The sequence below is a fragment of the Bosea sp. PAMC 26642 genome, from assembly GCF_001562255.1.
Taxonomy (GTDB): Bacteria; Pseudomonadota; Alphaproteobacteria; order Rhizobiales; family Beijerinckiaceae; genus Allobosea.
Genome location: NZ_CP014301.1, coordinates 3,123,105 through 3,144,288 on the forward strand (window position 1 = coordinate 3,123,105; position 21,184 = coordinate 3,144,288).

17 protein-coding genes and 2 pseudogenes are annotated in these 21,184 nt (G+C 60.5%); 15 read left to right on the plus strand and 4 right to left on the minus strand.

Translation table 11 applies throughout. The features are described 5' to 3' along the window. Positions 1–6 precede the first annotated feature (6 nt). The 7 genes from AXW83_RS15065 to AXW83_RS15085 all read left to right on the plus strand — a co-directional run bounded on the left by AXW83_RS15065 (position 7) and on the right by AXW83_RS15085 (position 8,701). Positions 7–588, plus strand: a complete 582-nt coding sequence (locus tag AXW83_RS15065) for a DNA-3-methyladenine glycosylase (protein WP_066614819.1) — start codon at positions 7–9, stop codon at positions 586–588. 257 nt (positions 589–845) lie between these two features. After that, complete coding sequence (locus tag AXW83_RS15070) at positions 846–2,015, plus strand: tyrosine-type recombinase/integrase (protein WP_335339318.1); 1,170 nt, start codon at positions 846–848, stop codon at positions 2,013–2,015. Between the two features lies 1 nt (position 2,016). Further along, entirely contained in the window at positions 2,017–2,736 is a 720-nt protein-coding gene (locus tag AXW83_RS27120; RefSeq protein ID WP_156640069.1) for a hypothetical protein, read from the plus strand. Between the two features lie 68 nt (positions 2,737–2,804). Then, positions 2,805–3,056: a helix-turn-helix domain-containing protein gene (locus AXW83_RS28260; RefSeq protein WP_082767147.1), complete on the plus strand. Its 252-nt coding sequence runs from the start codon at positions 2,805–2,807 to the stop codon at positions 3,054–3,056. Between the two features lie 244 nt (positions 3,057–3,300). After that, positions 3,301–3,861, plus strand: a complete 561-nt coding sequence (locus AXW83_RS15075) for a hypothetical protein (RefSeq protein WP_082767148.1) — start codon at positions 3,301–3,303, stop codon at positions 3,859–3,861. A 399-nt stretch (positions 3,862–4,260) separates the two neighbouring features. Then, a complete protein-coding gene (locus AXW83_RS15080; RefSeq protein ID WP_082767149.1) occupies positions 4,261–6,060 on the plus strand; it encodes a DUF927 domain-containing protein in 1,800 nt (599 codons plus the stop codon). A 457-nt stretch (positions 6,061–6,517) separates the two neighbouring features. Continuing rightward, complete coding sequence (locus tag AXW83_RS15085; RefSeq protein WP_066614828.1) at positions 6,518–8,701, plus strand: anthranilate synthase; 2,184 nt, start codon at positions 6,518–6,520, stop codon at positions 8,699–8,701. 84 nt (positions 8,702–8,785) lie between these two features. Here AXW83_RS15085 and AXW83_RS15090 read toward each other — a convergent pair whose 3' ends face one another. Both AXW83_RS15090 and AXW83_RS15095 read right to left on the minus strand, forming a co-directional pair. Further along, positions 8,786–9,586 carry a shikimate dehydrogenase family protein gene (locus tag AXW83_RS15090; protein WP_066614830.1) on the minus strand — a complete coding sequence of 267 codons (801 nt, stop codon included), beginning with the start codon at positions 9,584–9,586 and terminating at the stop codon, positions 8,786–8,788. Positions 9,587–9,695: 109 nt separating this feature from the next. Then, complete coding sequence (locus AXW83_RS15095) at positions 9,696–11,015, minus strand: chorismate-binding protein (protein ID WP_066614832.1); 1,320 nt, start codon at positions 11,013–11,015, stop codon at positions 9,696–9,698. 148 nt (positions 11,016–11,163) lie between these two features. Between AXW83_RS15095 and AXW83_RS28265 the strand changes: the two are divergent. Together AXW83_RS28265 and AXW83_RS15100 are read left to right on the plus strand one after the other, a co-directional pair. Continuing rightward, a pseudogene (locus tag AXW83_RS28265) lies at positions 11,164–11,241 on the plus strand (hypothetical protein); the annotation flags it as partial. 18 nt (positions 11,242–11,259) lie between these two features. Next, positions 11,260–12,081 (plus strand): LysR substrate-binding domain-containing protein, encoded by an 822-nt coding sequence (locus AXW83_RS15100; protein WP_236841677.1) that lies wholly within the window; start codon positions 11,260–11,262, stop codon positions 12,079–12,081. Here the strand turns inward: AXW83_RS15100 and AXW83_RS15105 are convergent. After that, positions 12,057–13,298 (minus strand): FAD-dependent oxidoreductase, encoded by a 1,242-nt coding sequence (locus AXW83_RS15105; protein ID WP_066614835.1) that lies wholly within the window; start codon positions 13,296–13,298, stop codon positions 12,057–12,059. The genes AXW83_RS15100 and AXW83_RS15105 overlap by 25 nt on opposite strands. A 343-nt stretch (positions 13,299–13,641) precedes the next feature. On the opposite strand from AXW83_RS15105, the gene AXW83_RS15110 reads away from it, so the two are divergent. Genes AXW83_RS15110 through AXW83_RS15120 form a run of 3 tightly spaced genes read left to right on the plus strand, consistent with a single transcriptional unit; the run spans position 13,642 to position 16,966 of the window. Then, positions 13,642–14,670 (plus strand): amino acid ABC transporter substrate-binding protein, encoded by a 1,029-nt coding sequence (locus tag AXW83_RS15110; protein WP_066614836.1) that lies wholly within the window; start codon positions 13,642–13,644, stop codon positions 14,668–14,670. A gap of 23 nt (positions 14,671–14,693) precedes the next feature. Beyond that, complete coding sequence (locus AXW83_RS15115) at positions 14,694–15,875, plus strand: amino acid ABC transporter permease (protein ID WP_066614838.1); 1,182 nt, start codon at positions 14,694–14,696, stop codon at positions 15,873–15,875. Continuing rightward, on the plus strand, positions 15,872–16,966 hold the full coding sequence (locus AXW83_RS15120; protein WP_082767151.1) for an amino acid ABC transporter permease: 1,095 nt from the start codon (positions 15,872–15,874) through the stop codon (positions 16,964–16,966). The genes AXW83_RS15115 and AXW83_RS15120 overlap by 4 nt, the downstream gene beginning before the upstream one ends. A gap of 197 nt (positions 16,967–17,163) precedes the next feature. Here the strand turns inward: AXW83_RS15120 and AXW83_RS15125 are convergent, their stop codons facing one another. Continuing rightward, positions 17,164–18,084 (minus strand): LysR family transcriptional regulator, encoded by a 921-nt coding sequence (locus AXW83_RS15125; RefSeq protein ID WP_082767152.1) that lies wholly within the window; start codon positions 18,082–18,084, stop codon positions 17,164–17,166. Positions 18,085–18,202: 118 nt separating this feature from the next. Here AXW83_RS15125 and AXW83_RS15130 point away from each other — a divergent pair. From AXW83_RS15130 to AXW83_RS15140, 3 genes and pseudogenes are all read left to right on the plus strand, one after another. Further along, positions 18,203–19,173 (plus strand): annotated as a pseudogene (locus AXW83_RS15130) (MBL fold metallo-hydrolase). A gap of 83 nt (positions 19,174–19,256) precedes the next feature. Continuing rightward, positions 19,257–19,898, plus strand: coding sequence for a pyridoxamine 5'-phosphate oxidase family protein (locus AXW83_RS15135; protein ID WP_066614846.1), 642 nt, complete (start codon positions 19,257–19,259; stop codon positions 19,896–19,898). 30 nt (positions 19,899–19,928) lie between these two features. Continuing rightward, positions 19,929–20,858 (plus strand): SDR family NAD(P)-dependent oxidoreductase, encoded by a 930-nt coding sequence (locus AXW83_RS15140; protein ID WP_066614853.1) that lies wholly within the window; start codon positions 19,929–19,931, stop codon positions 20,856–20,858. Positions 20,859–21,184: the final 326 nt, after the last annotated feature.

A 21,184-nucleotide genomic window follows, 5' to 3' on the forward strand; every position in this document is an offset into this window, starting at 1 on the left:
AATACAATGACACCTGGTCCCCACAGCGACCGCTCCCCGCCGCCGTTTCCGGTCGAGGCCTTCGATCAGTCAGCGCCCGAACTCGCTGTCCGCTTGATCGGGGTCTCCATCTTCGTGGCAGGAGTAGGCGGCGTCATCGTGGAAACGGAGGCGTATACGCGCGACGACCCGGCGTCGCACAGCTTTGCGGGACCGACGTCGCGAAACGCCGCGATGTTCGGCCAGGCAGGTACCGCGTATGTATACCGGTCTTATGGGCTTCACTGGTGTTTCAACATCGTGGCGAAGGATGGCGGCGCCGTCCTGCTGCGCGCGCTCGAGCCGACTGCCGGCCTCGGCGATATGGTTGGAAGGCGCGGCCGCGCGCAAGCCCTGTGCACAGGCCCCGGACGCCTAACCCAGGCGCTTGGGATCGACGCCGGCCATGATGGTCTTTCGGTAAGTAAAAAGCCCTTCTGCATGAAGGATCGCGCCTATGCAGCTGAGGTCGTCACCGGTCCACGCGTCGGAATCAGCAAAGCCCGTGAACAGCCATGGCGTTTCGGGCTGAAGGGCTCGCCTTATCTGAGCAGACGATTTCCGGCCTGATAGCGCGGCGACACGGCGAGAGAGCCGGTGCAGTCCGCACAAGAATGGGGGAAGCTGGGATCAAACCCTTAGCGGGATGATGGCGGACAGGGAGGCCGCCTCCGCCATCTCAGCTCGTCTCAGTCTGTCTCAAAATCGGCGATGTCGGGCCAAGTTCCTGCAATTTTGGCTCGACACGTCTCATTGTGTCGCGCTACATCTCATCGTTGTTTGTGGGTCATTTTGCGGGTCATGATATGGCAAGGCGCATCGGAATCTTGACCTCGATCGCCATCAAGAATCTGCGCGAGCCTGGGATCTACGGAGACGGTGCAGGATTATACCTACAGATCGGACCGACCGGAGCGAAGTCTTGGCTGTTTCGTTTTATGCGCCGAGGCAAGGCACGCGCGATGGGGTTAGGGCCTCTGCATACTATCGGCCTCGCTGAAGCCCGCCAGGCCGCCTTGGCATGCCGGAAGGAACTCTTGGATGGTCGAGATCCGATTGAAGAGCGAAAGGCTAGGTTCAGCCCGACGACTTCATCACAGCCCACTTTCAATGCCTGCACGCAATTGTTCCTCGCCGCCCATGAGCATGGGTGGAAGAATCCCAAGCACCGCGCCCAATGGACAAGCACGCTCGACAGGTACGCAGGACCGGTTTTCGGCGACAAGCCCGTCGATCTGATCGATGTTGAACTGGTCATGCGCGTCCTGGAGCCAATTTGGCCGACGAAGACGGAGACGGCCAGTCGCGTACGGGGCCGGATCGAAGCGGTTTTGAACTGGGCAACGGTGCGGGGCTATCGCAGCGGCGACAACCCTGCCCGTTGGCGCGGCCATCTCGACGCGTTGCTGCCGGTGCGCACCAAAGTCCGAAAGGTGAGGCATCACCCCGCCCTACCATATGCCGATCTCCCGGCCTTCGTCAGGCAGTTGCTGGCGTCAGACGCAACGGCTGCCCGCGCCCTTCTCTTCACGATCCTTACAGCGGCGCGCACCGGAGAGGTGGTTGGGGCGACATGGATCGAGATTGATAACGAGAAATCGACGTGGACTATTCCCCCCGATCGAATGAAGGCAGCTCGCGAGCACAGAATTCCACTCGGTCCGGAAGCTCTGGCGATCCTCGGCCCCGGAAACAAGGCTCGTTTTCCGCTATTCCATTCCGGGAAAAGCGACAGTCCGATGTCGAACTTCGCCATGCTTGCGCTGCTGAAGCGATGGAAAAGGGCCGATATCACGCCCCACGGCTTCCGGTCCACATTCCGAGACTGGGTCGCTGAGCAAACATCGTTTCCACAGGAGCTTGCCGAGATGGCTTTGGCGCACACGATCCTGAACAAAGTCGAAGCCGCGTATCGGCGAGGAGACATGTTTGAGCGGCGCCGCGAGCTCATGATAGCTTGGGAGAACTTCTGTTTCTCAGAACGCGAAGGAATATAGCATGCCAACTCCGGGCTATCAGACGGTTGATCGCCTACTTTCAGGCATTTCTGTCGCGAAAAGAAGGCGTGCTATGCTGTTGATTTTTGAAAAGAAAATTCAATTATCATTAAATACACAGCAATCAATCGGAGTAAGAATACCGATAAATAATAATATTGTTTTACGCCGATTTGATGCATCAAGCAATCGAAATAGAACTGTCAAAATTTTTACATTATCTCCAGTTATCGAGGCAATTTCAGCAGAGATCGATTCAGTTGACTTTTCCTATAGCTATAAATCTGATGAGTTAAATGAAGGTTTTCCTGTTTTAAAACAACTCATCGAATTGAATGATGATGGAATGCGAGGCGGAAATTTCAAAAGAAGAGATATATACACGTTAATGAGGAAGATATTACGCAATTATAACAGGGATTTTCGCGTTGAATTGACAAACTGTGACGCAGCCTTCCTGAAGGAAGTCCTTTTGATTGAGCCAACAAAATCTAAGCCTGGAAAGAAACCAAAGATATTCGACGATGAGTTTTACGATTATCTATTCTTAGCATTGAATGTTAAAAACCCTGAACTATCGATTAAATATATTAGCAACAATATTTGTGATTTATATTCAATTTCAGAACCAGACGAGAGCAAATGGAAATATGATCGCAAAATTATAGAGCGAAGAGTCGCAGATTTATACAAAGATTTGCACTTGAAGCGTGCGAAATAGTTTTCCTGAATTGCAATTGAGTTTTCTCTTTTGTTGTATCGCGGCTTTGGCGCGCTCATCTTGCCAGTATGCCGACTGCGCTAAAAACTTCAGTGAGCAAAGAGTGCTCAACCGCACCCGTCCCAGCGTCGCTGGCGCTATCGGTTCCAGCGGCCGCCCGCGCGTGTGCACTTAGTCGAGCCACTGTATATCGGCTCATCCGGGCAGGCGACATTCGCCCCCGCAAGTGCGGCGCACGCACCCTCATTCTTATGTCTGAACTGCAGCGCTTCCTGAACGAATTGCCGGATGCTGGTGAGGCCAAAGATGTGTCCCGGTGACGAGCATCTGAACGGTCACGCGCACAGTGCCCCTATCCCCCCTTCGGCGCGGCCATTCAGACTCCGGAGTCGGGCAAAATGCATCAAGCAGAATGCCGAGAATGTTGCGCGTTGGAAGAAGCACGGTTCCGGCTTCGCTTGCTACTGCGAGGATCTCGAGTCGTGCACGAGCGCCGATCACTGCGGAAAATCCTACTGCGCTGTCTGCACAGGGTTATTTCGCCGCAAGATATTGCCGGCGGCAGTGAGCGTAGTTGCGGCGCCGGCCCAGATCGGCCCACCAAAATTGAAATTTGCGACGATCTATATCGCCGAAATCGCCACAGGACAGCTGTCCTCGGTCGACCTGAAGAAGAAAAACCACGCACTACGGATGGATCTGCGACGTGCCGGCATGGCGTCGACGGTTGTTTTCGGCAACGTCGAGGTTGCCTACATCGCGAGGACGAAGCGCTGGCTACTGCATGCGCACCTAATCCTTCGAGACCCATCTGCAGCTAGCCTGGCCTTGTTGGATGACAAAGCTTGGAAAGCAGGCGGAGATGGAGCTCTCAAGATTGAGAAGGTGACGAACCCGCTTCGGCAATTTTCCTATTGCCTCAAATTTCCCTTGTATCACCGGCCCGGAAAAGGTGGCGCGCGCAGAGCCCGCGCCTATTCCATCCCGAAGGCCGCGCTGTCAGAGCTGCTGGCCTGGCTGAGTCGGCATGATCCTAAAGAGTTCGTGTTTCTCCAGAGGCTCCGATGGGCCGGCCGCAAACTCGCGCTAGCCCCAACCAAAGTCAGAAGCGATCGTGGCGCCTGATGGCATGGTCGGTGGCGAGCAGAGCCGACCGTGGCGATGGCGCGCAGCCTCGTCAGTTCGCGATCGCCAGAAGCTGTCGATTCCCGCGCTGCTGGAATGCGGCCCGATCTGCCCCTGTCCTGCGGTGCACGCCCGGTCGCGATGGGGGCTGCGGCTCAACGGTCGCGCGAAATCTTGCCCGCATCGCCCTCTCCGGCTCGCTAGGAAAAGCGTCGCGATCGCGCCGCAGTTCCCGCACCCGCGCCGGCATTGACGGAGGAGAGCCCCGAATAGTCAGCAAACACAGAAAATATCGATCAGCCAAAAAGCCACAACGAAATCCACTACGTTACCTCACACCTAATACACCGTATACACCGTATACACAGTTCTGTTTATTGTTCTTTGAAAGGAGATAAAATGAGTAAATCCCTCAAATGCGCGACAAGAGTTAGTGTTACGCCAAAACGTTCAATGAAAAATGCAAAGCATGGAATAAAATCGCAAAATCTCGATCACAAAAAACCATCAAAGGAGCCCCCGCTTCGTCGAACGGTCAATACACCGTTTACACCATTTGCAGTTGCGGTCGATGAGAGCCGACATCGGTTTGTCGCTATCGCCACGAAGGACCCTAGCAGACCCGTGTTCGGTCCGGTGGCGGATCTACCTAGCGTCGTCGGGCGACTGAACAACCTTGGAGCAGGACTGCTTTCGCTAGCGAGCCGGAATAAGTTCGTGAAGGATTGCGAGACCGTCGCCAAAGTGGAGCCCACCATTCGCATTCTCTCGCGACCTGGCTTCAGCCCCGACTTCCGGCATTTCGTTCGAAATGGGGACGATGTGGTGGCGACCAAGGCATCCGACGCTCAGGTCTGGATTGATGCGCGGCTGCCCGAAGATCTGCTGCGACAATGCCGGCGCTCCGGTAGCCTCCAAGGTTGGCAGCAATTGGAGGCTTTCGCTGAAGGCAATCGGCTGTTCATCTTTCTGCTGGCGTTGGCGTTCGTCGGGCCAATTAACGCGATCTGTGGGCAGGCGAACTCCAGTTTCCTGCTCTCGGGAAAAGCCGGATCGGGCAAGACCGCGATATGCAGAATTATCGGCGCGGTCTGGGGATGGGACGCAGAAGACGACGCTTCATCGCGCTTGGGATACGGCATGTCTCTCAACGCCACGGATAACAGCCAGGAGCCGATGGTGGCGACGCGGCGACACATGTTGGCCTTCCTCGACGAGGCCAGTCATCACGCGGGAGGCGACCTGCGCAAACTCAGCGAGCTCATCGCCAACATCGCCTTCAGATTCGAGGGGGGTAGTTCGAAGCGCCGCATGACGGAATCGGAGGCCCCCCTTGATCTCTCCACGGTCGTGTTGATCACAGCCAACCATGCGATGCCTGAGCTGTCAGCCCATGCGCGTCAGCCCTTTGGTCGCCAACATTACGATCGGATGATCGATCTTGAGGTCCCGGATCGTGACAGCGGCGTATTCGATGACCTGCATGGGCGAGGGCTGGGCGAGACTTTCCAATTGATGGACAAAATCACGTCTAAGAATCACGGGGTGGCAGGGGCGGAATTTGTACGGAAGCTGATTACAGCCCACCGAACGGATCCGCGTGCGGTCAAAAAAGACGTCGAAGCTCGGGAAAAACTGTTTCGTGATAAGCTGCTCAGTGCGATGAAGAGGCCGGTAAGTGCAGAGTTCGAGCGCCCCTTGAGATCCTTCGGCCGTGCCTTTGCCGCCATCGACCTAGCCCGTAGGTTTGGGATCATCACCCTGAGCCGCGCAACCCTTGGCCAGGCGGTTTTGACCCAATGCTTAGCCTACCTCCGCCGACAGCAATCGACCGCCACTCCGGTTGGCCCGCCGCTTTCCCCTGAGGAGCGGCTCAAGCAATTCATCAGGGAGAGAGCGGGAAAATTTCCCGCATTCGATCAGGCTTTGACCGCCGAGCGCATTCAACACGAAGGCGCCTTCCTTGATGCGCGAGGTAACCTGCTGCTGACAGTGAAAATGATGGTGTCGATCGTCGGAAGTTCTGCCGATGCCAAGCGCCTGAAGCGACAGCTGGTGGCCGAGGGCATGCTGGGGATCACTAGCCAAGGCGAGGGCAAGAGTCGTAACTCGGTCAAGTTCATCGTCGGGCCAAAGAGGCAGAAGGTGGACCTCATACAGCTGCTCGCCAGGTTCGTGAACAACGCAGGGACGGCGTGAGCGACAAGGGTTGCGAGGTGCTTTAGTGACACGGGCCCTACAAAGCTGGCCGGTGCGATCTCGATCGATCCGAAAAAACCGGATCGGCTAGTCTAGATGAATTGCCCCAATAGCTGACCTTACCCAATGACCAAATTCCGGACATTGGCATGCCGCGAGACGCCCCTCTTGTTTGGATTTTTCATCTGGTCGGGACGCGGGTGCTGAATGCATTGGGATGCCGGACATCGAGTTGCGAAGCCCGGATGTCGGCGCTAGCCTCATATGTCATGAGCATATCCAACCATGTCGTCGATGGATTTTGGTGGCGGCCCTAACAGGCGGCCCGTGCGTCATTTCGTCTTGTGTCGAGGAAGATGAGCCGCCGGGATTACCGAGCGGCTTTTTTGTTCGGTGATCCAGAGCGGCGCCTGAAACATCCGGAACGCCCAGCCTTCCATACCGCTAGGACATCAAAATGGACCATGAAGTTATCGAAGGCGAAGCTCTGCGATATCGCTCGGCCGGCGGGGTAAACGTCGATCGGTCGCGGCGTGAAATCGGCTATGCCACGGCGATCAGTGATTATGTTGACGCTCTGGACACACGTCGCGGCGCGATCTTTTCGTCGAACTACGAGTTTCCGGGCCGCTATCGTCGGTGGGACACGGCGATCGTCGATCCTCCCCTCGTGATTACGGTGCGTCAGCGCGACATGTGCTTTGAAGCGCTGAACCAACGGGGCGAGATCCTGCTGCGCCCGATCGTTGAGGCGCTGCGCAAACTTTCCGAGGTGCGTGTTTTGCGCTGCGACGGGCAGCGGCTGGAGCTGACGGTTGCCGTTCCCGATCAGGAGTTCTCGGAAGAGGACCGTTCCCGCATCCCTTCCGTGTTTACCGTTCTGAGGGCGGTGGTCGCCCTCTTTTCTTCCAAGGAGGATTCCAATCTCGGCCTCTACGGGGCGTTCGGCTACGATCTCGCCTTCCAGTTCGATCCGATTGAGCTGACGCTCGCTCGCCCTGCTGAGCAGCGTGATCTGGTGCTGTTCATTCCCGATGAGATCTGCGTGGTCGATCACTACACGGCGAGGGCCTGGGTCGATCGCTACGAGTTCAGTTATGGCGAGAGCACTGTCGGGCTGTCCCGCGGCACGCCGCCCCGCGCCTTCGCGCCATCCACGAAGAAGCTGCCCCGGGGCGATCACGAGCCGGGGGAATATGCGCGCCTGGTCGAACGGGCCAAGGGCAGCTTCAAGCGTGGAGACCTTTTTGAAGTCGTTCCGGGGCAGATCTTCTACGAGCGATGCGACACCCCGCCCTCAGCCATCTTTCGCCACCTGGCTGCTACGAACCCATCGCCCTATTCGTTCTTTATCAATCTCGGGGAGGCCGAGTACCTGGTGGGTGCCTCGCCGGAGATGTTCGTGCGCGTGACCGGCCGGCGCATTGAGACCTGCCCCATCGCAGGGACGATCAAGCGCAGCCAGGATGCGATTTCGGACTCCGAGCAGGTCATCAAGCTGTTGAACTCGAAGAAGGACGAAGCCGAGCTGACGATGTGCTCGGATGTCGACCGAAACGACAAGAGTCGCATCTGCGAGCCCGGCTCGGTCCGCGTGATCGGGAGGCGCCAGATTGAGATGTATTCCCGCCTGATCCACACCGTTGACCATATCGAGGGCAGGCTGCGGGACGGCATGGATGCCTTCGACGGCTTCCTAAGCCATGCGTGGGCAGTCACGGTAACGGGAGCGCCCAAGCTCTGGGCCATGCGGTTTATCGAGGAGAACGAGAAGAGCGCGCGGGCCTGGTATGGCGGCGCAGTCGGCATGATGTTCTTTAACGGCGACATGAATACCGGGCTAACTTTGCGCACGGTTCGCATCAAGGACGGTGTCGCGGAGGTCCGCGCGGGCGCGACGCTCCTCTTCGACTCCGACCCCGCCGATGAGGAGGCCGAAACCGAGCTGAAGGCGTCCGCGATGATCGCGGCGATCAGGGAAGCGAAGACCGCCAGAGACGCGCCCTCTGGGGCGAGAACGTCGCTGCCGGGCGCGGGATTGTCGGTCCTTCTGGTGGACCACGAGGATTCGTTCGTCCATACGCTCGGCAACTATTTTCGACAGACGGGAGCGACCGTGTTTACGGTCCGCACCCCGGTCGCGGATGCGCAGCTCGATCGGATCGCCCCGGATCTGCTCGTCCTTTCGCCCGGTCCGGGACGGCCGAGCGACTTCGATTGCGCAGCCACGATCGACAAAGCACGCAGCCGTGGCATTCCGATCTTCGGCGTCTGCCTAGGTCTTCAGGCGCTGGCGGAGGCCTACGGCGGTAAACTGGAAGAACTGCCCGTTCCCGTGCACGGAAAGCCGTCGCGAATGGCTATCCTGAAACAGGGACGGCTCTTCCAGGGTCTGCCCGATCACGCGACGGTCGGCCGCTATCACTCGCTCCATGTCGAAAGGGACGCGCTGCCGCGCGAACTGATCGTGACCGCCATGTCCGAGGATGGCGTAGTCATGGCGATCGAACACGAGAGCGAGCCAGTGGCCGCAGTCCAGTTTCACCCGGAGTCGATCATGACGCTTGGGCAGGGCGCCGGACAGTTGATCGTCGACAACGTCGTTGGAAAGTTGGCGAGGCAAACGTCTTCGGGCAGCTGAACCGAGACAAGGCGCGGGTGGTACCCGAACCTGCGCCTTGAGCCTTCGGCTCAGCCCTTTCGGAGCCTTGCGGCCTATGTGCCTTTATGGCTCTTCGCCGATCAGGAACCGCAGCATCCGCCCCTCGAGCGCTTCGTACATGTCGCTGCCCGTGACCGTCGTGCAGCCGAGTTTTCTTGCATGGTCAATCAGCGGGGTGACCTCAGGTTCCGTCACGACGCATCCGACGAAGGCATGTGACGCGACTGTCGCAATATCGACAGCCGTCGCCTCGAAACCTTTCATGCCGGCGGGCGAGGCATTCACGATGACATCGTAGCCTGTCGCATCATCGCTACCGGCGCCTACATGCGGCGAGAGCGAGCCGAGCTTCGCAATGAGAACGTCGCGCTTGCCGGTGTCACTGTCATGGACGGAGAGCGAAGAAAGGCCGGCCTCCAGCAAGGCGAGGCCGATCGCGGAGCCCGCGCCACCGGCGCCGACGAGAATGCCTCTGCGGCCGGCGAAATCGAACCCCTTGCGGATCGCGGCCTCGACGAAGCCCAGGCCGTCGAGCATGTCACCATGCCAGCGGCGATCGGGGTTCCGCCGCATGACATTGACGGCCTGAAGATGGCGGGCACGGTCGCTCATGGTGCTGCAATGGGCCAAGCAGGCGAATTTATGGGGCAAGGTGACGACGATGCCGTCGAGATTTCCCATCGCGGTAAGGGCCTCCATAAACGCATCCAGTTGCGCAGAGCCGATCTGCGCCGGAGCCACGATCGCTTCGCGGCTGGCGGCCGCGAATGCTCTTGAAAGACCCGCTGGCGATTTTACTTGGACGATCGGGTCGCCGATGATCAGGTTCAGCCGGGTCGCGCCGGAAATCGCGATCTGCCGCATGGTCCCTCTCCTGGGTTGGACGCTGATAGGCAGGCCAGATCGCCCAGCGCCCGCGAAAACGCGCTTCGGAACTTGTTCTACGGGTCGCGATGCGTTTTCGGGGAGGCGCTTAGCCGCGCTCAGCCTCTGCGACGGCATCCATCATCGCGCGCGCCTTGTTGTGGCACTCGTTATATTCGTCGATCGCGATGGATGCGTGCGTGATGCCGCCGCCGCAGCGCATCGATATCGTGCCGTTCCGGAGCCAGGCCGAGCGCAGGATGATGGCGGAATCGACGGAGCCGTTAAAGCCGATCAAGCCGACAACACCGCCATAGGGACCCCGGTCCTTGGATTCGACCGCCCGGACGGTGGCCATCGCTCCCTTCCTGGGCGCGCCGGTGACAGCCGCCGCCGGCAGGCATGCGGTGATGGCTTCGAGAGCGCCCAGGCGCGGCGAACATTGCGCCTCGAGAACCGTGAAAAGATGCATCACGTTGCCCAGTTGCCGGACTTCCAGTTCAACGGGCATCGACACCTTGCCGCCGATCGCGATCGCCCGTAGGTCCATCAAGGTTTCGTCCACGAGCATCTTCTGCTCTTCGCGATCCTTGGTCGATGCGAACAACTCGTTCTTGATCGCTTCCGTCTCTTCGGCGCTCTGCCCGATCTGGCGCGTGCCCGCATCGGTTTCGATGGTCAGCGTGTCGCCCTGCTTCAGCAGATGCATCGCCGGAGAGGCGCCCACGAGGGAGAGATACTCCGATTTGACCATGAACACATGCGGGGATGGGCGTCGCTTGCGCAGAGCGTCAAAAACCTCCTCGACCGAGCTTGTCGTCGATTTCGACAAACCGATGGAGAGGATAGCTTGCGAGATCTCGTTTCGCTTGATTGCGTCCTGTACCTTGCCCACCGCAATGAAGTAGTCGGCGGCAGCGATGTCGATTTGCCAGTCAAGAGGAGCTTGATTCGCCGGGCGAGCACGCGAGGCGACCACCGAAGACGATATTGTCGAAAACAGCTCGACGAGCTTGCGTCGCTCCGCCGCATCGTCGAATTCACCGGACATCAGGCGAACCAGAACTGCCTTGCCACCCCCGTGGTCGATCACCAGAAGCGTGCGTACGAACCAGAAAATTGCTCCGGAACTATCCGGCTGCTTGCCGTCGAATTCATAGGGGAAGTAGGCGAATACGCCCCCGCCAAAGGGTAGGTCACGCGGCAAGCCCGGCAAATCATGGCTGTCGCCGACATAACGCGCAGCCGTTTCGTATTTGATGGCTTCGACCTCGAGCCCGTAATAGCTGAATGCGGGTTCGGAACCGCTACCGGCCGAGCGCTGCATGCAGAAATGCGATCGGACCAGGGCGCCCCTGTCCAAAGCGGCCAATGCTGTCGTATCGAGAGCAATGTTCTGCTGGATGGCAGTGATCTGCGAGTAAGCCAAGGGCCGGTTCCGTCATTCGAGTCCGGATTTCCTAGGCGGCAGGCAAGGCGTTGACAACGACCTTCTCCGCTCTACCGTATGTCTTCGGGACATTTCGAGGCCGGCGCGCATGTTCACCCTTCGACAGATCGAAGTCTTTAATGCCGTGATGCAAACCGGCTCGGTCATCGGTGCCGCAAAAGTCCTGAACGTGTCGCAGCCGGTGGTCAGTCGTGTCCTCAGGCATTTGGAGGATCAGGCCAGAATGCCGCTTTTCGAAAGGTCGAAAGGCAGGCTGCAGCCCACCTACAATTCGACGATCCTCTACGGCGAAGTCGCCTCGATCTTCAAAAGCATCCAGAATCTGCAGCATTCCATGGCGAGGATGTCGGCTGGAGACGACATGACGCTGCGGATCGGATCGTCTCCGAGTCTGGCCGCCCGCATCGTTCCGCGCGCCATGCTGAAGTTGAGAAAGCGTTACCCCAAGCTCATCATGCGCCTCGATACCTTGTCGGTGGCGCAGGTGAACGACTATCTCCTCTTTGGGGAAGGCGAGATGGTCGTCGGCCTCTTTAAGCAGGATCACCCCGCACTGTCGACGCAGCTGCTGGGTTCCGGCGAGATCGTCGCCGTCCTGCCGGAGGGCCAGGCCGCTGCCTATCCAGCCGATGCGGTCAGCGATGTCGCCGATCTCTTGCGTGGCAGCCTGATAGGTTTTGAACCGACCACCCCGCATGGGCAAGCAATCTCGGAATATCTAGCGGCGCGTGGCATTCGGTACGAACCCGACACGATCGTTCGCTTCGCCGAGGCAGCCTGCCAGATGGTTCAAGTCGGGCTGGGCTTCGCTTTCGTCGACAGCTTCACCGCGGCGAGCTTCGAATGGGCGGGTTTCGCGATCAGAAAACTGCCGGACGCGCCGAGAATGAACGTCTTCGTCCATGTCCATGTCGAACGCGGGCTGTCCTCCTTCGGGCGGATGCTGAAGGAGGCGGTGAGAGCCGAGGTGGAGGGCGAGCTCTCCCGGTTCGCGAATGCGACATCTGCGGGCAATCGGGATCAGCCGAGCAGTATGGCGCCCTGAGCGGTCAGTGCGCTTCTGACGTCCTGAAGACAAAACACTTCGGAAGATGACGCCATCTGTGCTGCGGACACTCCGGCCGCCTGCCCGGTCGCGAATGCCGTGCCCATGACTCGGATCGAGCCGAAGGCTTTGCTGTCAGCCCCGATCAGGCGACCGGCTACCAGTAGGTTGGCGATGCCGGCCACGCGCAGCGCGTCCAGAGCTATCCCGAAGAAGCCCTTGCCGCCGACATGGATATATTCCTGCACGCCCGGAGAATGGTGGATTTCCATCGGCCAGCCACCGAGCGCGACCGTGTCGTCGGGAACGCTGCCCGCCACGATCTCTTCGGCAGCGACGCGGCCTACGGTTGTCGGCCTGCGGGATTCCCTGATCCCGATCTGCGGGCCGGTCGAGGCGACATAGGCGTTCCGGAACGGGCCGCCTACGTGCCGAAGCGCCGACACCAGATGCCAAGACGCTTCGCGCGCCGCGATCTCGCTCTGTCCGATCCCGACCGCATCCGTGGGGTCGGTCTCGAAATCCAGCGCCATCCACCAGACCTCCGTACTTCCGGGAATGTCCAGCACGACACCGCCATTGTCGCGGGCCCGGATCAGCGGATCCTGTGCGTTGTAGAAGCCGCACGCCGTCCGAAACGCATCGCGGGACGTCTGCCAGTCTCGATCGACCCCGCCGACCCTGACGGGCAGGGAAGCCGGCTGCATTCTCAGAATAGCGCCGCGTCGCGAAGGTCCGGCAAGATGCCAGAGATTGCCTTCTCCGGATGCGTCGATGAAAGCCTTGGCCTCGATGCGCGCCACTCCAAAGTCGCCTCCGACCGCGATCGATTCGATCCTGCCGCCGGCGACGGCGACATCGCAAAGCGAGGCGCGATAGAGGATCTGGATGCCATGCCGGGCTGCCGCGCGGTCGATGGCAATCTTGAGGGCTTCCGGATTCAGCGGAATGATCCAGTTGCCTGTCGACTTGATGCGGCGAGGACTTACGTCCACGCCAAGTCTCTCGAGCGCATTCAGAACGTCGAGGGCGGCGCCCCCCACCACCGGCGTGGCCTCCTGAGTGTTTGCGAACAAGCCGCAATAGGCGAGCACGGACGATGTCGTAGCGGCCCCGCCGGCGAAGCCATAGCGCTCGATCAGGATCGTCCGCGCGCCGACATTCGATGCTCCGATGGCGGCAGCAATGCCCGCCGAGCCGGCGCCGACGATGGCCACGTCGCATTCAAATAAGGATGTCGCCACGCTCATCTTAACCCCTGTATTCGCCTTCAGTCTCGCGGGGCGATACGGAGGCGCTCGGGGCGCAATGTGCACCGCGGCCGGCTGGCCAGCGAATTCCAATACGGTGCTGGCCGTTGTCATCAGGCTATAGCTATCGCGATCCGGTCATGAAGCGTCTCTGAGCAACTGCCAGGCCGAACGAACTGCCCGTTCCTTCATGTTCTCATGACATATCGGCTGGAGGTTTTCGATCGTGACGGGCACGGTCGGAAGTGCTCTGGTACGGGATCAGGCACGCCGAAGGCACCTCGTGCCTTCAGAAGAGGGGATAGTTGTCATGCGTCATGGTCTTTTCGCAGCCGTCATCGGAACGCTGGTTTCATGGAATTGTAGCGCCCAGGCGCAGACGACACTTGCGGCCGTCAAGGCTCGGGGCGAACTTTTGTGCGGCGTCGGCGAGAATTTCGCCGGCTTCTTTTCACCGGACGCCGCGGGCAAATACACTGGGTTCGATGTCGATTTTTGCCATGCCGTTGCCGCCGCCGCCCTGGGCGATGCTCAGAAGGTCAAGTTCCTCCCTGCAACGCCCTCCGCGCGCTTCCCGCAATTGCAATCGGGTCAGGTCGATATTCTCTCTCGCGCCGTCACCGACACCTTCTCGCGCGACGCCAGCCTCGGGCTCGATTTTCCGATCTTCACCTTTTATGACGGCCACGCGCTGATGGTGGCGAAATCGCTTGGCGCTAAATCCGCGAAGGATCTCGACGGTGCGAACGTCTGCACGCAGACTGGCCTGTCGACCGAAGTAATCGTTGCCGACTATTTCAAGTCAAACAAGATGACCTACAAGCCCGTGGTCTTCGATGCGCGAGACCAGGCCCTCGCCGCCTTTGAGAAGGGGCGTTGTGACGTGTTCTCTTCCGATCGTTCGACCCTGTTCGCTTACCGGGCGGCGCTTTCGAATCCCGATGGTTTCGTCGTCCTCGAAGAGTCGATCTCCAAGTCCCTGAACGGCCCGACCGTGCGTCACGGCGATAACAACTGGGCCGATATTGTGCGCTGGACGGGTTATGTCCTGATCGCCGCCGAGGAATTCGGCGTCACCTCGAAGAACGTCGATGCGATGAAGGCCGATCCCAATGCGCCGGCCGAAGTCCGCCGCATGCTGGGTGCCGAGGGAGGCTTCGGCCAGATGCTCGGCTTGTCCGACGACTGGGGCTATCGGATCATTAAGACCCTCGGGAACTACGGAGAAATCTACGACCGCCATATCGGCTCCGGCGGCAAGTTCAGCATTCCTCGCGAGAAGACCTTGAATGCTCTCTGGAAAAACGGTGGCGCTCTAATCGCGCCTTCCTTCCAGTAACATCGCGATCGCTGGTGAACGATATGGAGGCGCGCCTCGAAGCCACGGCGCCGAGGACCAGCCGGCTGCGCGTTACGCGCTCGAACGGCGACCTGGTCGGCACGCTCGTCCAGATCGCGCTCATCTGCGGCCTGGCGTTCGGAAGTTGGTCCATCGTGTCGACGACGATGGGCAATCTCAGCGCCCGAGGGATCACGACGGGCTTCGCCTTCTTGTCGCGCCCGGCCGGTTTCGACGTCGCCTTCTCGCTCCTGCCCTTTAGTTCCGCCAGCCCGTTATGGATGGCATTGCTGGTTGGGATCACCAACACCCTCTTCCTCGCCGTCACCGGAATGGTACTCGGGACGCTTCTTGCGCTAGTGGTCGTCTCGTTTCGCCTTTCGAAGAGCCCCTTGGCCGCCCATCTGGCTGCCGGCTATATCGGCCTGTTCCGCAACACGCCGATCCTTTTGCACCTGCTGTTCTGGTACTTCGCCGTTTTCTCGGCGATGCCTAACGCCCGCAACGGCTTCGTAGTCGACAATGCGGTGTTCTTGAACAATCGCGGTCTCTTCACGCCCTGGCCCGAACTCGCCTGGTGGGGATGGCTGGTCGCGTGCGCAGTCGGAACACTCCCAATCATCGCATCGCGTAGGGTTCGCAGGCAGCGTCCGACTTCGGCTTTCGCACGCACGGATCTGGCTCTCGCCGCGGGCCTGATCCTCTTCATGGCCTTCGTTGTGAGCGCTGCTCCGCGGTGGGAGGTTCCGGTGCGCGCCGGGCTCGGCATGAGGGGGGGCGGCCTGGTCATCCCCGAGCTCATGGCCGTGATCGTCGCGATGTGCACCTATTCCTCCGCCTTCATCGCCGAGCTTCTGCGCGGCGCTATCGAGGGCATCGACCGTGGCCAAACCGAAGCAGGTCAGGCACTTGGTTTGAATGAGCGAGCGATCTCCAGGCTGGTGATACTGCCCCAGGCGATCAAGGTGGTGATCCCGCCGCTCACCAATCAATACGTCAACATGGTCAAGCAGACTGCCATCGTCGCCGCGATCGCCTTTCCCGACCTAATGCTGATCATGGGCAAGACGGTTCTCACCCAGACCGGACAGGCGATCGAGTCGCTTATCATCGTGACGTCGGTCTATCTCGTCATCAGCCTGGCGGCGGCGGGACTGATGCATCTCTATGCCGGCAGGCTGAAAGCGGCGGGGCAAGGCAGATGACCGTTCAGCCTGGGCTGATGAATGTGCACAGGCCGCCGTCACCAAATCCTATGGTGGATTTCGTTCGGCGCAGCTTTTCCGACGGCCCTACCAGCCTGGTCACGATCCTGGCTCTGGTGGTACTGATCGGGGGCGGGATTCCGCTGCTGAACTGGGCATTGTTCAACGCCGATTTCGTCGGGAGCGCTCCCGCCGATTGTCGGCGCGTGGGGGCCTGCTGGGTCTTCATTTCTCAGAAGGCCGGGCAGCTCTTCTACGGCTTCTATCCGCAAGAGCTGCGATGGCAAGTCAATGCCTCGATGGTCGTCACCGCGCTCGGACTCATCGGTGCCTTCGCCGCAGCTCAACGTTATCAGATCGCGCTGGCTGGTGCCATCTACGCCCTCTCGGTCAGCATGAGCTTTACAGTCTTCGGTGGTCGGCTTCCGGGCATGACCGCCGTGCCTGTCGAGAAGTGGGGCGGCCTCACCCTCACGCTGTTACTGTTCGGAATTGGCGTGGGCGTCTCTTTTCTGTTCGGGGGCCTGCTCGCCATGGGGCGCAGGTCCGATAAGCCGCTGATCCGTTCTATCGCTTCCGTCTATGTCGAGTTCATGCGTGGCGTGCCGTTGATCGCGATCCTCTTCGTGGCCGTGATCCTTCTACCTCTATTCCTGCCCTCTGGCGCTGACGCCAATCTGTTCCTCCGGATCGTAGTCGGGATCTGCCTCTACACTTCGTCCTACATGGCCGAAGCCATTCGCGCCGGCCTAGATGCGGTTCCGACCGGCAGTCGGGAGGCGGCCTACGCTCTGGGACTGTCGCGCTGGAACACGCAGAAGCTCGTCGTGTTCCCTCAGGCGCTGACGATTTCGCTTCCCGGACTGATCAACACGATGGTCGCGCTGGCGAAGGACACCTCGCTCGTGATCATCGTTGGCGTCCACGACCTGCTGGGATCGACGCAGCTCGCCATTGGTGACGTTTCGTGGGGAAATGTCCTCTGGGAAGGATATTTCTTCGCTGGCACAGTCTATTTTCTGATGTGCTACGTGCTGAATTTCATTGGCCGGCGGCTTGAGATAAGGGCGCGCCGCACGACCGCGCGATAAATTGCTTCGCGGGCGGCCAGAGTTTTGACGCGTTGCGCCACTTCCTGACATTGGGTCTTTGCCCGCAAGCAGACATACCGATGTCGATGATTTCAAGAACACCGCTCAACCGCGCACTTAAGAGAATAGAAGGGCCTCGGGCCTGAAAAGCACGGCCGCCGCTTCACCTACTACCGGTTTTGCGACCAACGAGGACCCTATCTTGGAACCCCAGCGATCAACAGGCGCGTCAGTCTGTCCCTCAGACGCGGCGCCGCCCAGTCCAGGAACGCCCGGATCTTGACGGGGATTTGCCCCTGGCTCGCATATACGAGCTGGACGGGTATCGGCTCCGGCGCGAACTCCTCGAGGAGAGGCACGAGCGCGCCCGATCGAAGCTCGTCGACGATCTGATAGGAAAGCACGCGGGCGATCCCGAGCCCGGCGACGGCCGCGTCGACTGCCGCTTCGATCGAGTTGACCGCAAGCCGCGGATACGGCTCGACCGACAGCAGCGGGTTGTCGCCCCGGTAGCGCCATTCCGGCGAAACCGAGAAGCCGCGAAAGGTGATGCCGTCATGGTCCTTCAGATCGTCCGGTGAGACGGGTGTTCCCCGGCGCGCCAGGTAATCCGGGCTGGCGCAGATCAACCGACGGACCTGCCCGACCCGTGTCGCCATCAGGCTGCTGTCCTCTAGATGGCCGAGCCGGATGCCGACATCGAGATGCTCCTCGATCAGGTTGACGTGCCGGTCGCTGAGCTGCAGGCGAAGATCGATCTTCGGGTATTCGGACAGGAACTTCACCGCGATTGGCAGGAGGTGGCGACGCCCGAAGACGACCGGCGCGGTCACGGCCAGCTCGCCGCGCGGCTCGCGGAACTCTCCCGCCGCGGCGCGTTCCGCCTCATCGACCTGCTCCAGGATGCGCTGGGATGCCGCGACATAGCCACGACCGGCGTCCGTCAACTCAACCCGCCTGCTGGTTCGGACCAGCAGGCGCGTGCCCAGATGCTGTTCGAGGTCCTGGACCTTGCGGCTGACCGTCGCGAGCGGCGCACGCAGACGGCGCGCCCCGGCCGAGAGGCTGCCCTCCTGGACGACGGCGAGCAGCACGGACATGGCGTCCAGCCGATCCATGAAGCCTTTCATAATACGGGAGGAAACGTTCCGATTTCTCAGGATACTCCAGCAAATTAGGAACGTCTAGATTCTTGCTTAGCCGAACACTTCCAGTCCTTTTCAGCAGGAGCCACCGATGACCGATCTGTCCCGACGCGCCTTTGCCTTCTCCCTTCCCGCACTCTCGCTTGCAGCCGGTGTGGCCGTGCCCGTCGGGGGCGCTTTTGCCCGTCAGGCCTCTGTCGACAGCAAGGCGGCCATGCCTCTCGCCCAGATCAAGCTTGGTCGCTTCACGGTGACTGCGCTTGCGGACGGGTTCGCGGATATGCCCTTCGCCTTTTTCACAGGCCGCACGCCGCGAGAGATCGAGCAGGCGGCTAATGCGCAGTTCGCCGCCAAGCCCGGCGGCATCCGGCTGTCTTCAACCAGTACCTGATCGAGGACGGCGAGCGCCGGATTCTCGTCGATACCGGGCCTGCCGGGGCATTCGGCAAGACCGGCGACCTGCCCTCGGCGCTGCAGTCGATTGGCATCACACGCGACATGATCGACGCCGTCATCGTCACGCATATGCATGTCGACCATCTTGGCGGCCTGGTGGCGGGAGGCAGGCGCAATTTCGCGAAAGCCGAGATCTACGTCGACCGTCGCGATGTCGCGTACTGGACTGACCCCGCCAAGCGCTCGGCCGCGCCGGATTTCCTGAAGAGCAGCTTTGACGCCTCGGCCGATCTGGTGCGCCTCTACCCGAAATTGCAGGCGATCGATGGCGAGCGTGAGATCGTGCGCGGGGTCTCGATCATCGACCTTACGGGGCATACGCCCGGTCATATCGGGGTGCGCGTCGAGGACGGCGGCAAAAGCCTGCTGATGGTTTCGGACATGCTCTTCCATCCCTCTCTCCATCCGGTCTCAGCCGATATCGGCTTCGTCTTCGAACAGGACCCCAGTGCTGCGCGGGCGACGAGGGCGCGCTTCTTCCCGCGCGCAGCGGAGGAGAAAGCCCTGATCGCAGCGACGCATATGCCGTTTCCCGGCCTCGGCCACATCGTCTCCGACGGCGGGCAGATGCGCTGGCTAGCCGCCGAATGGGCGCATCAGGGCTGAACCTCCCGATCGCCGTTGGTTTCGAAGGACATGCTTTCTCGGGCCGGTGGTGCCGCCGGTCTACCCCTTCTCAGGAGGCCGTTATGCTGCACAAATATCTGGAGATCGCCTCGACCCCAGCTGTGAAGGCCGCGCGCCGGCACTTTGGAAGCGCTGCCCAATACGCCCGGATCGATGGCACGCTCGATCCGCAAGGCGCGCCTCGCAACGACCGGATCGGGCCCGACGAGGCGGACTTCATCACGGCGCGAGACGGATTCTATCTCGCCTCGGTCTCGGAAACGGGATGGCCCTATGTCCAGTTCCGCGGGGGGCCTGCAGGCTTCCTGAGGGTCCTCGACGAGACCACGCTTGGCTTCGCTGACTTCCGCGGCAACCGACAATACGTCACCACCGGCAATGTTGCCGGCAACGACCGTGTCTCACTGTTCCTGATGGACTATGCGCATCGGCGGCGGCTGAAAATCTTTGGCCGCATGCGGCTCGTCGATGCGAATGATGATCCGGATCTTGCAGCCCGCCTGGGCCTTGCCGACTACCCGGCAACTGTCGAGCGAGCCGTCTCGATCTCGGTCGAAGCCTTCGACTGGAACTGCCCGCAGCACATCACGCCGCGTTTCACCGAAGCCGAGATCGCCGCGATGCTGGAACCGGTCAAGGCCAGGATGGCGGCGCTCGAAGCCGAGAATGCCCGCCTGCGAACCGCGACTGGCGTCGCAGGCTGAACCTCAATTCCTTGACCGAAGGTCGCCATCATGGATCTCATCACCACCCCGTTCGGCTTTCAGACAACCGCAAGTGATGTCGTCGCGGGCGTCGATCTGACCGGCAAGCGCGCCATCGTCACGGGCGGCGCTTCCGGCATCGGCATCGAGACAGCGCGCGCGCTTGCAAGCGTGGGCGCAGAGGTCACGCTTGCAGTCCGCCGTCCACAAGACAGCGAGCTCATCGCCGAGGAGATCCGGCAGTCGACGCAAAACCGGCGGGTCCATGTCGCTCCGCTCGACCTTGTCGATCCGCTGTCGATCCAGGCGTTCATCGCGGCTTGGCAAGGACCGCTCGACATTCTCGTCAACAATGCCGGGATCATGGCGCTCCCAGAACTCGAACGCACACCACAGGGATGGGAGATGCAGTTCGCCACGAATTTCCTGGGGCATTTCGCGCTGACCCTAGGACTGCATCCGGCGATGCGCGCCGCAGGTCACGCGCGCATCGTATCGCTCAGTTCCAGCGCCAACATGTTCGCACCCGTCATCTTCGACGATCTACACTTCGATTTTATGCCTTATGCGCCATTCGTGGCCTATGGACAGGCCAAGACGGCATGCGTGCTCCTTGCCGTCGAAGCGACGCGTCGATGGAGAGAGGACGGTATCCTCGCCAACGCCCTCAACCCCGGCGCCATCGCGACCAATCTGCAAAAGCACACCGGCGGACTCAGGACGCCGCCCGCTTTACAGAAGACGCCCCAGCAGGGCGCTTCGACGTCCGTCCTGCTGGCGGCATCGCCCCTGCTCCAGGGCGTCGGTGGGCGCTACTTCGAAGACTGCAACGAGGCTCCCGTCGTCTCGCGGCGGCCAACGGATTTCAGCGGCGGCGTTGCGCCTTACGCCATCGACGCAGCAAACGCGCGTCGGCTTTGGGATGTGGCGACAGCTCTGATTTCATCGAAGCCAGACTGAATTCACGTCGGCAATCTGTGCAGCTCTCGGTTGATAAGAATGAGGGCAAATTTGACCATGCGACGACCTTCCGTGGGAAAAGCGTAACTATGGACCTCGATCCGAGTTTCATGCAGGGCCCATTGGAGAATGCGGCAATTCCTGGTCCGCCTCAAGCCAGACGCTCAGGATTGAGCCTGACTTCCTCAACCGACAACCTGAGCGACTCCTGGCTGGCCGATGCCGTTCGGCTGCGACGCCTCTGCCGCGACACCAAGGCCGTGTGTGCTGGTCAGCCACGGCTTTTCACCGCGCCCTGGTAGGAAGCTGTTCTTGTTCATGGCGGC

Excerpts from the sequence above, each read along its gene's own strand:
- AXW83_RS15065 (WP_066614819.1), top strand. The coding sequence starts at position 7 with ATGACACCTGGTCCCCACAGCGACCGCTCCCCGCCGCCGTTTCCGGTC.
- AXW83_RS27120 (WP_156640069.1), top strand. The coding sequence starts at position 2,017 with ATGCCAACTCCGGGCTATCAGACGGTTGATCGCCTACTTTCAGGCATT.
- AXW83_RS28260 (WP_082767147.1), top strand. The coding sequence starts at position 2,805 with ATGCCGACTGCGCTAAAAACTTCAGTGAGCAAAGAGTGCTCAACCGCA.
- AXW83_RS15080 (WP_082767149.1), top strand. The coding sequence starts at position 4,261 with ATGAGTAAATCCCTCAAATGCGCGACAAGAGTTAGTGTTACGCCAAAA.
- AXW83_RS15085 (WP_066614828.1), top strand. The coding sequence starts at position 6,518 with ATGGACCATGAAGTTATCGAAGGCGAAGCTCTGCGATATCGCTCGGCC.
- AXW83_RS15090 (WP_066614830.1), bottom strand. The coding sequence starts at position 9,586 with ATGCGGCAGATCGCGATTTCCGGCGCGACCCGGCTGAACCTGATCATC.
- AXW83_RS15100 (WP_236841677.1), top strand. The coding sequence starts at position 11,260 with ATGCCGCTTTTCGAAAGGTCGAAAGGCAGGCTGCAGCCCACCTACAAT.
- AXW83_RS15110 (WP_066614836.1), top strand. The coding sequence starts at position 13,642 with ATGCGTCATGGTCTTTTCGCAGCCGTCATCGGAACGCTGGTTTCATGG.
- AXW83_RS15115 (WP_066614838.1), top strand. The coding sequence starts at position 14,694 with ATGGAGGCGCGCCTCGAAGCCACGGCGCCGAGGACCAGCCGGCTGCGC.
- AXW83_RS15120 (WP_082767151.1), top strand. The coding sequence starts at position 15,872 with ATGACCGTTCAGCCTGGGCTGATGAATGTGCACAGGCCGCCGTCACCA.
- AXW83_RS15125 (WP_082767152.1), bottom strand. The coding sequence starts at position 18,084 with ATGGATCGGCTGGACGCCATGTCCGTGCTGCTCGCCGTCGTCCAGGAG.
- AXW83_RS15135 (WP_066614846.1), top strand. The coding sequence starts at position 19,257 with ATGCTGCACAAATATCTGGAGATCGCCTCGACCCCAGCTGTGAAGGCC.
- AXW83_RS15140 (WP_066614853.1), top strand. The coding sequence starts at position 19,929 with ATGGATCTCATCACCACCCCGTTCGGCTTTCAGACAACCGCAAGTGAT.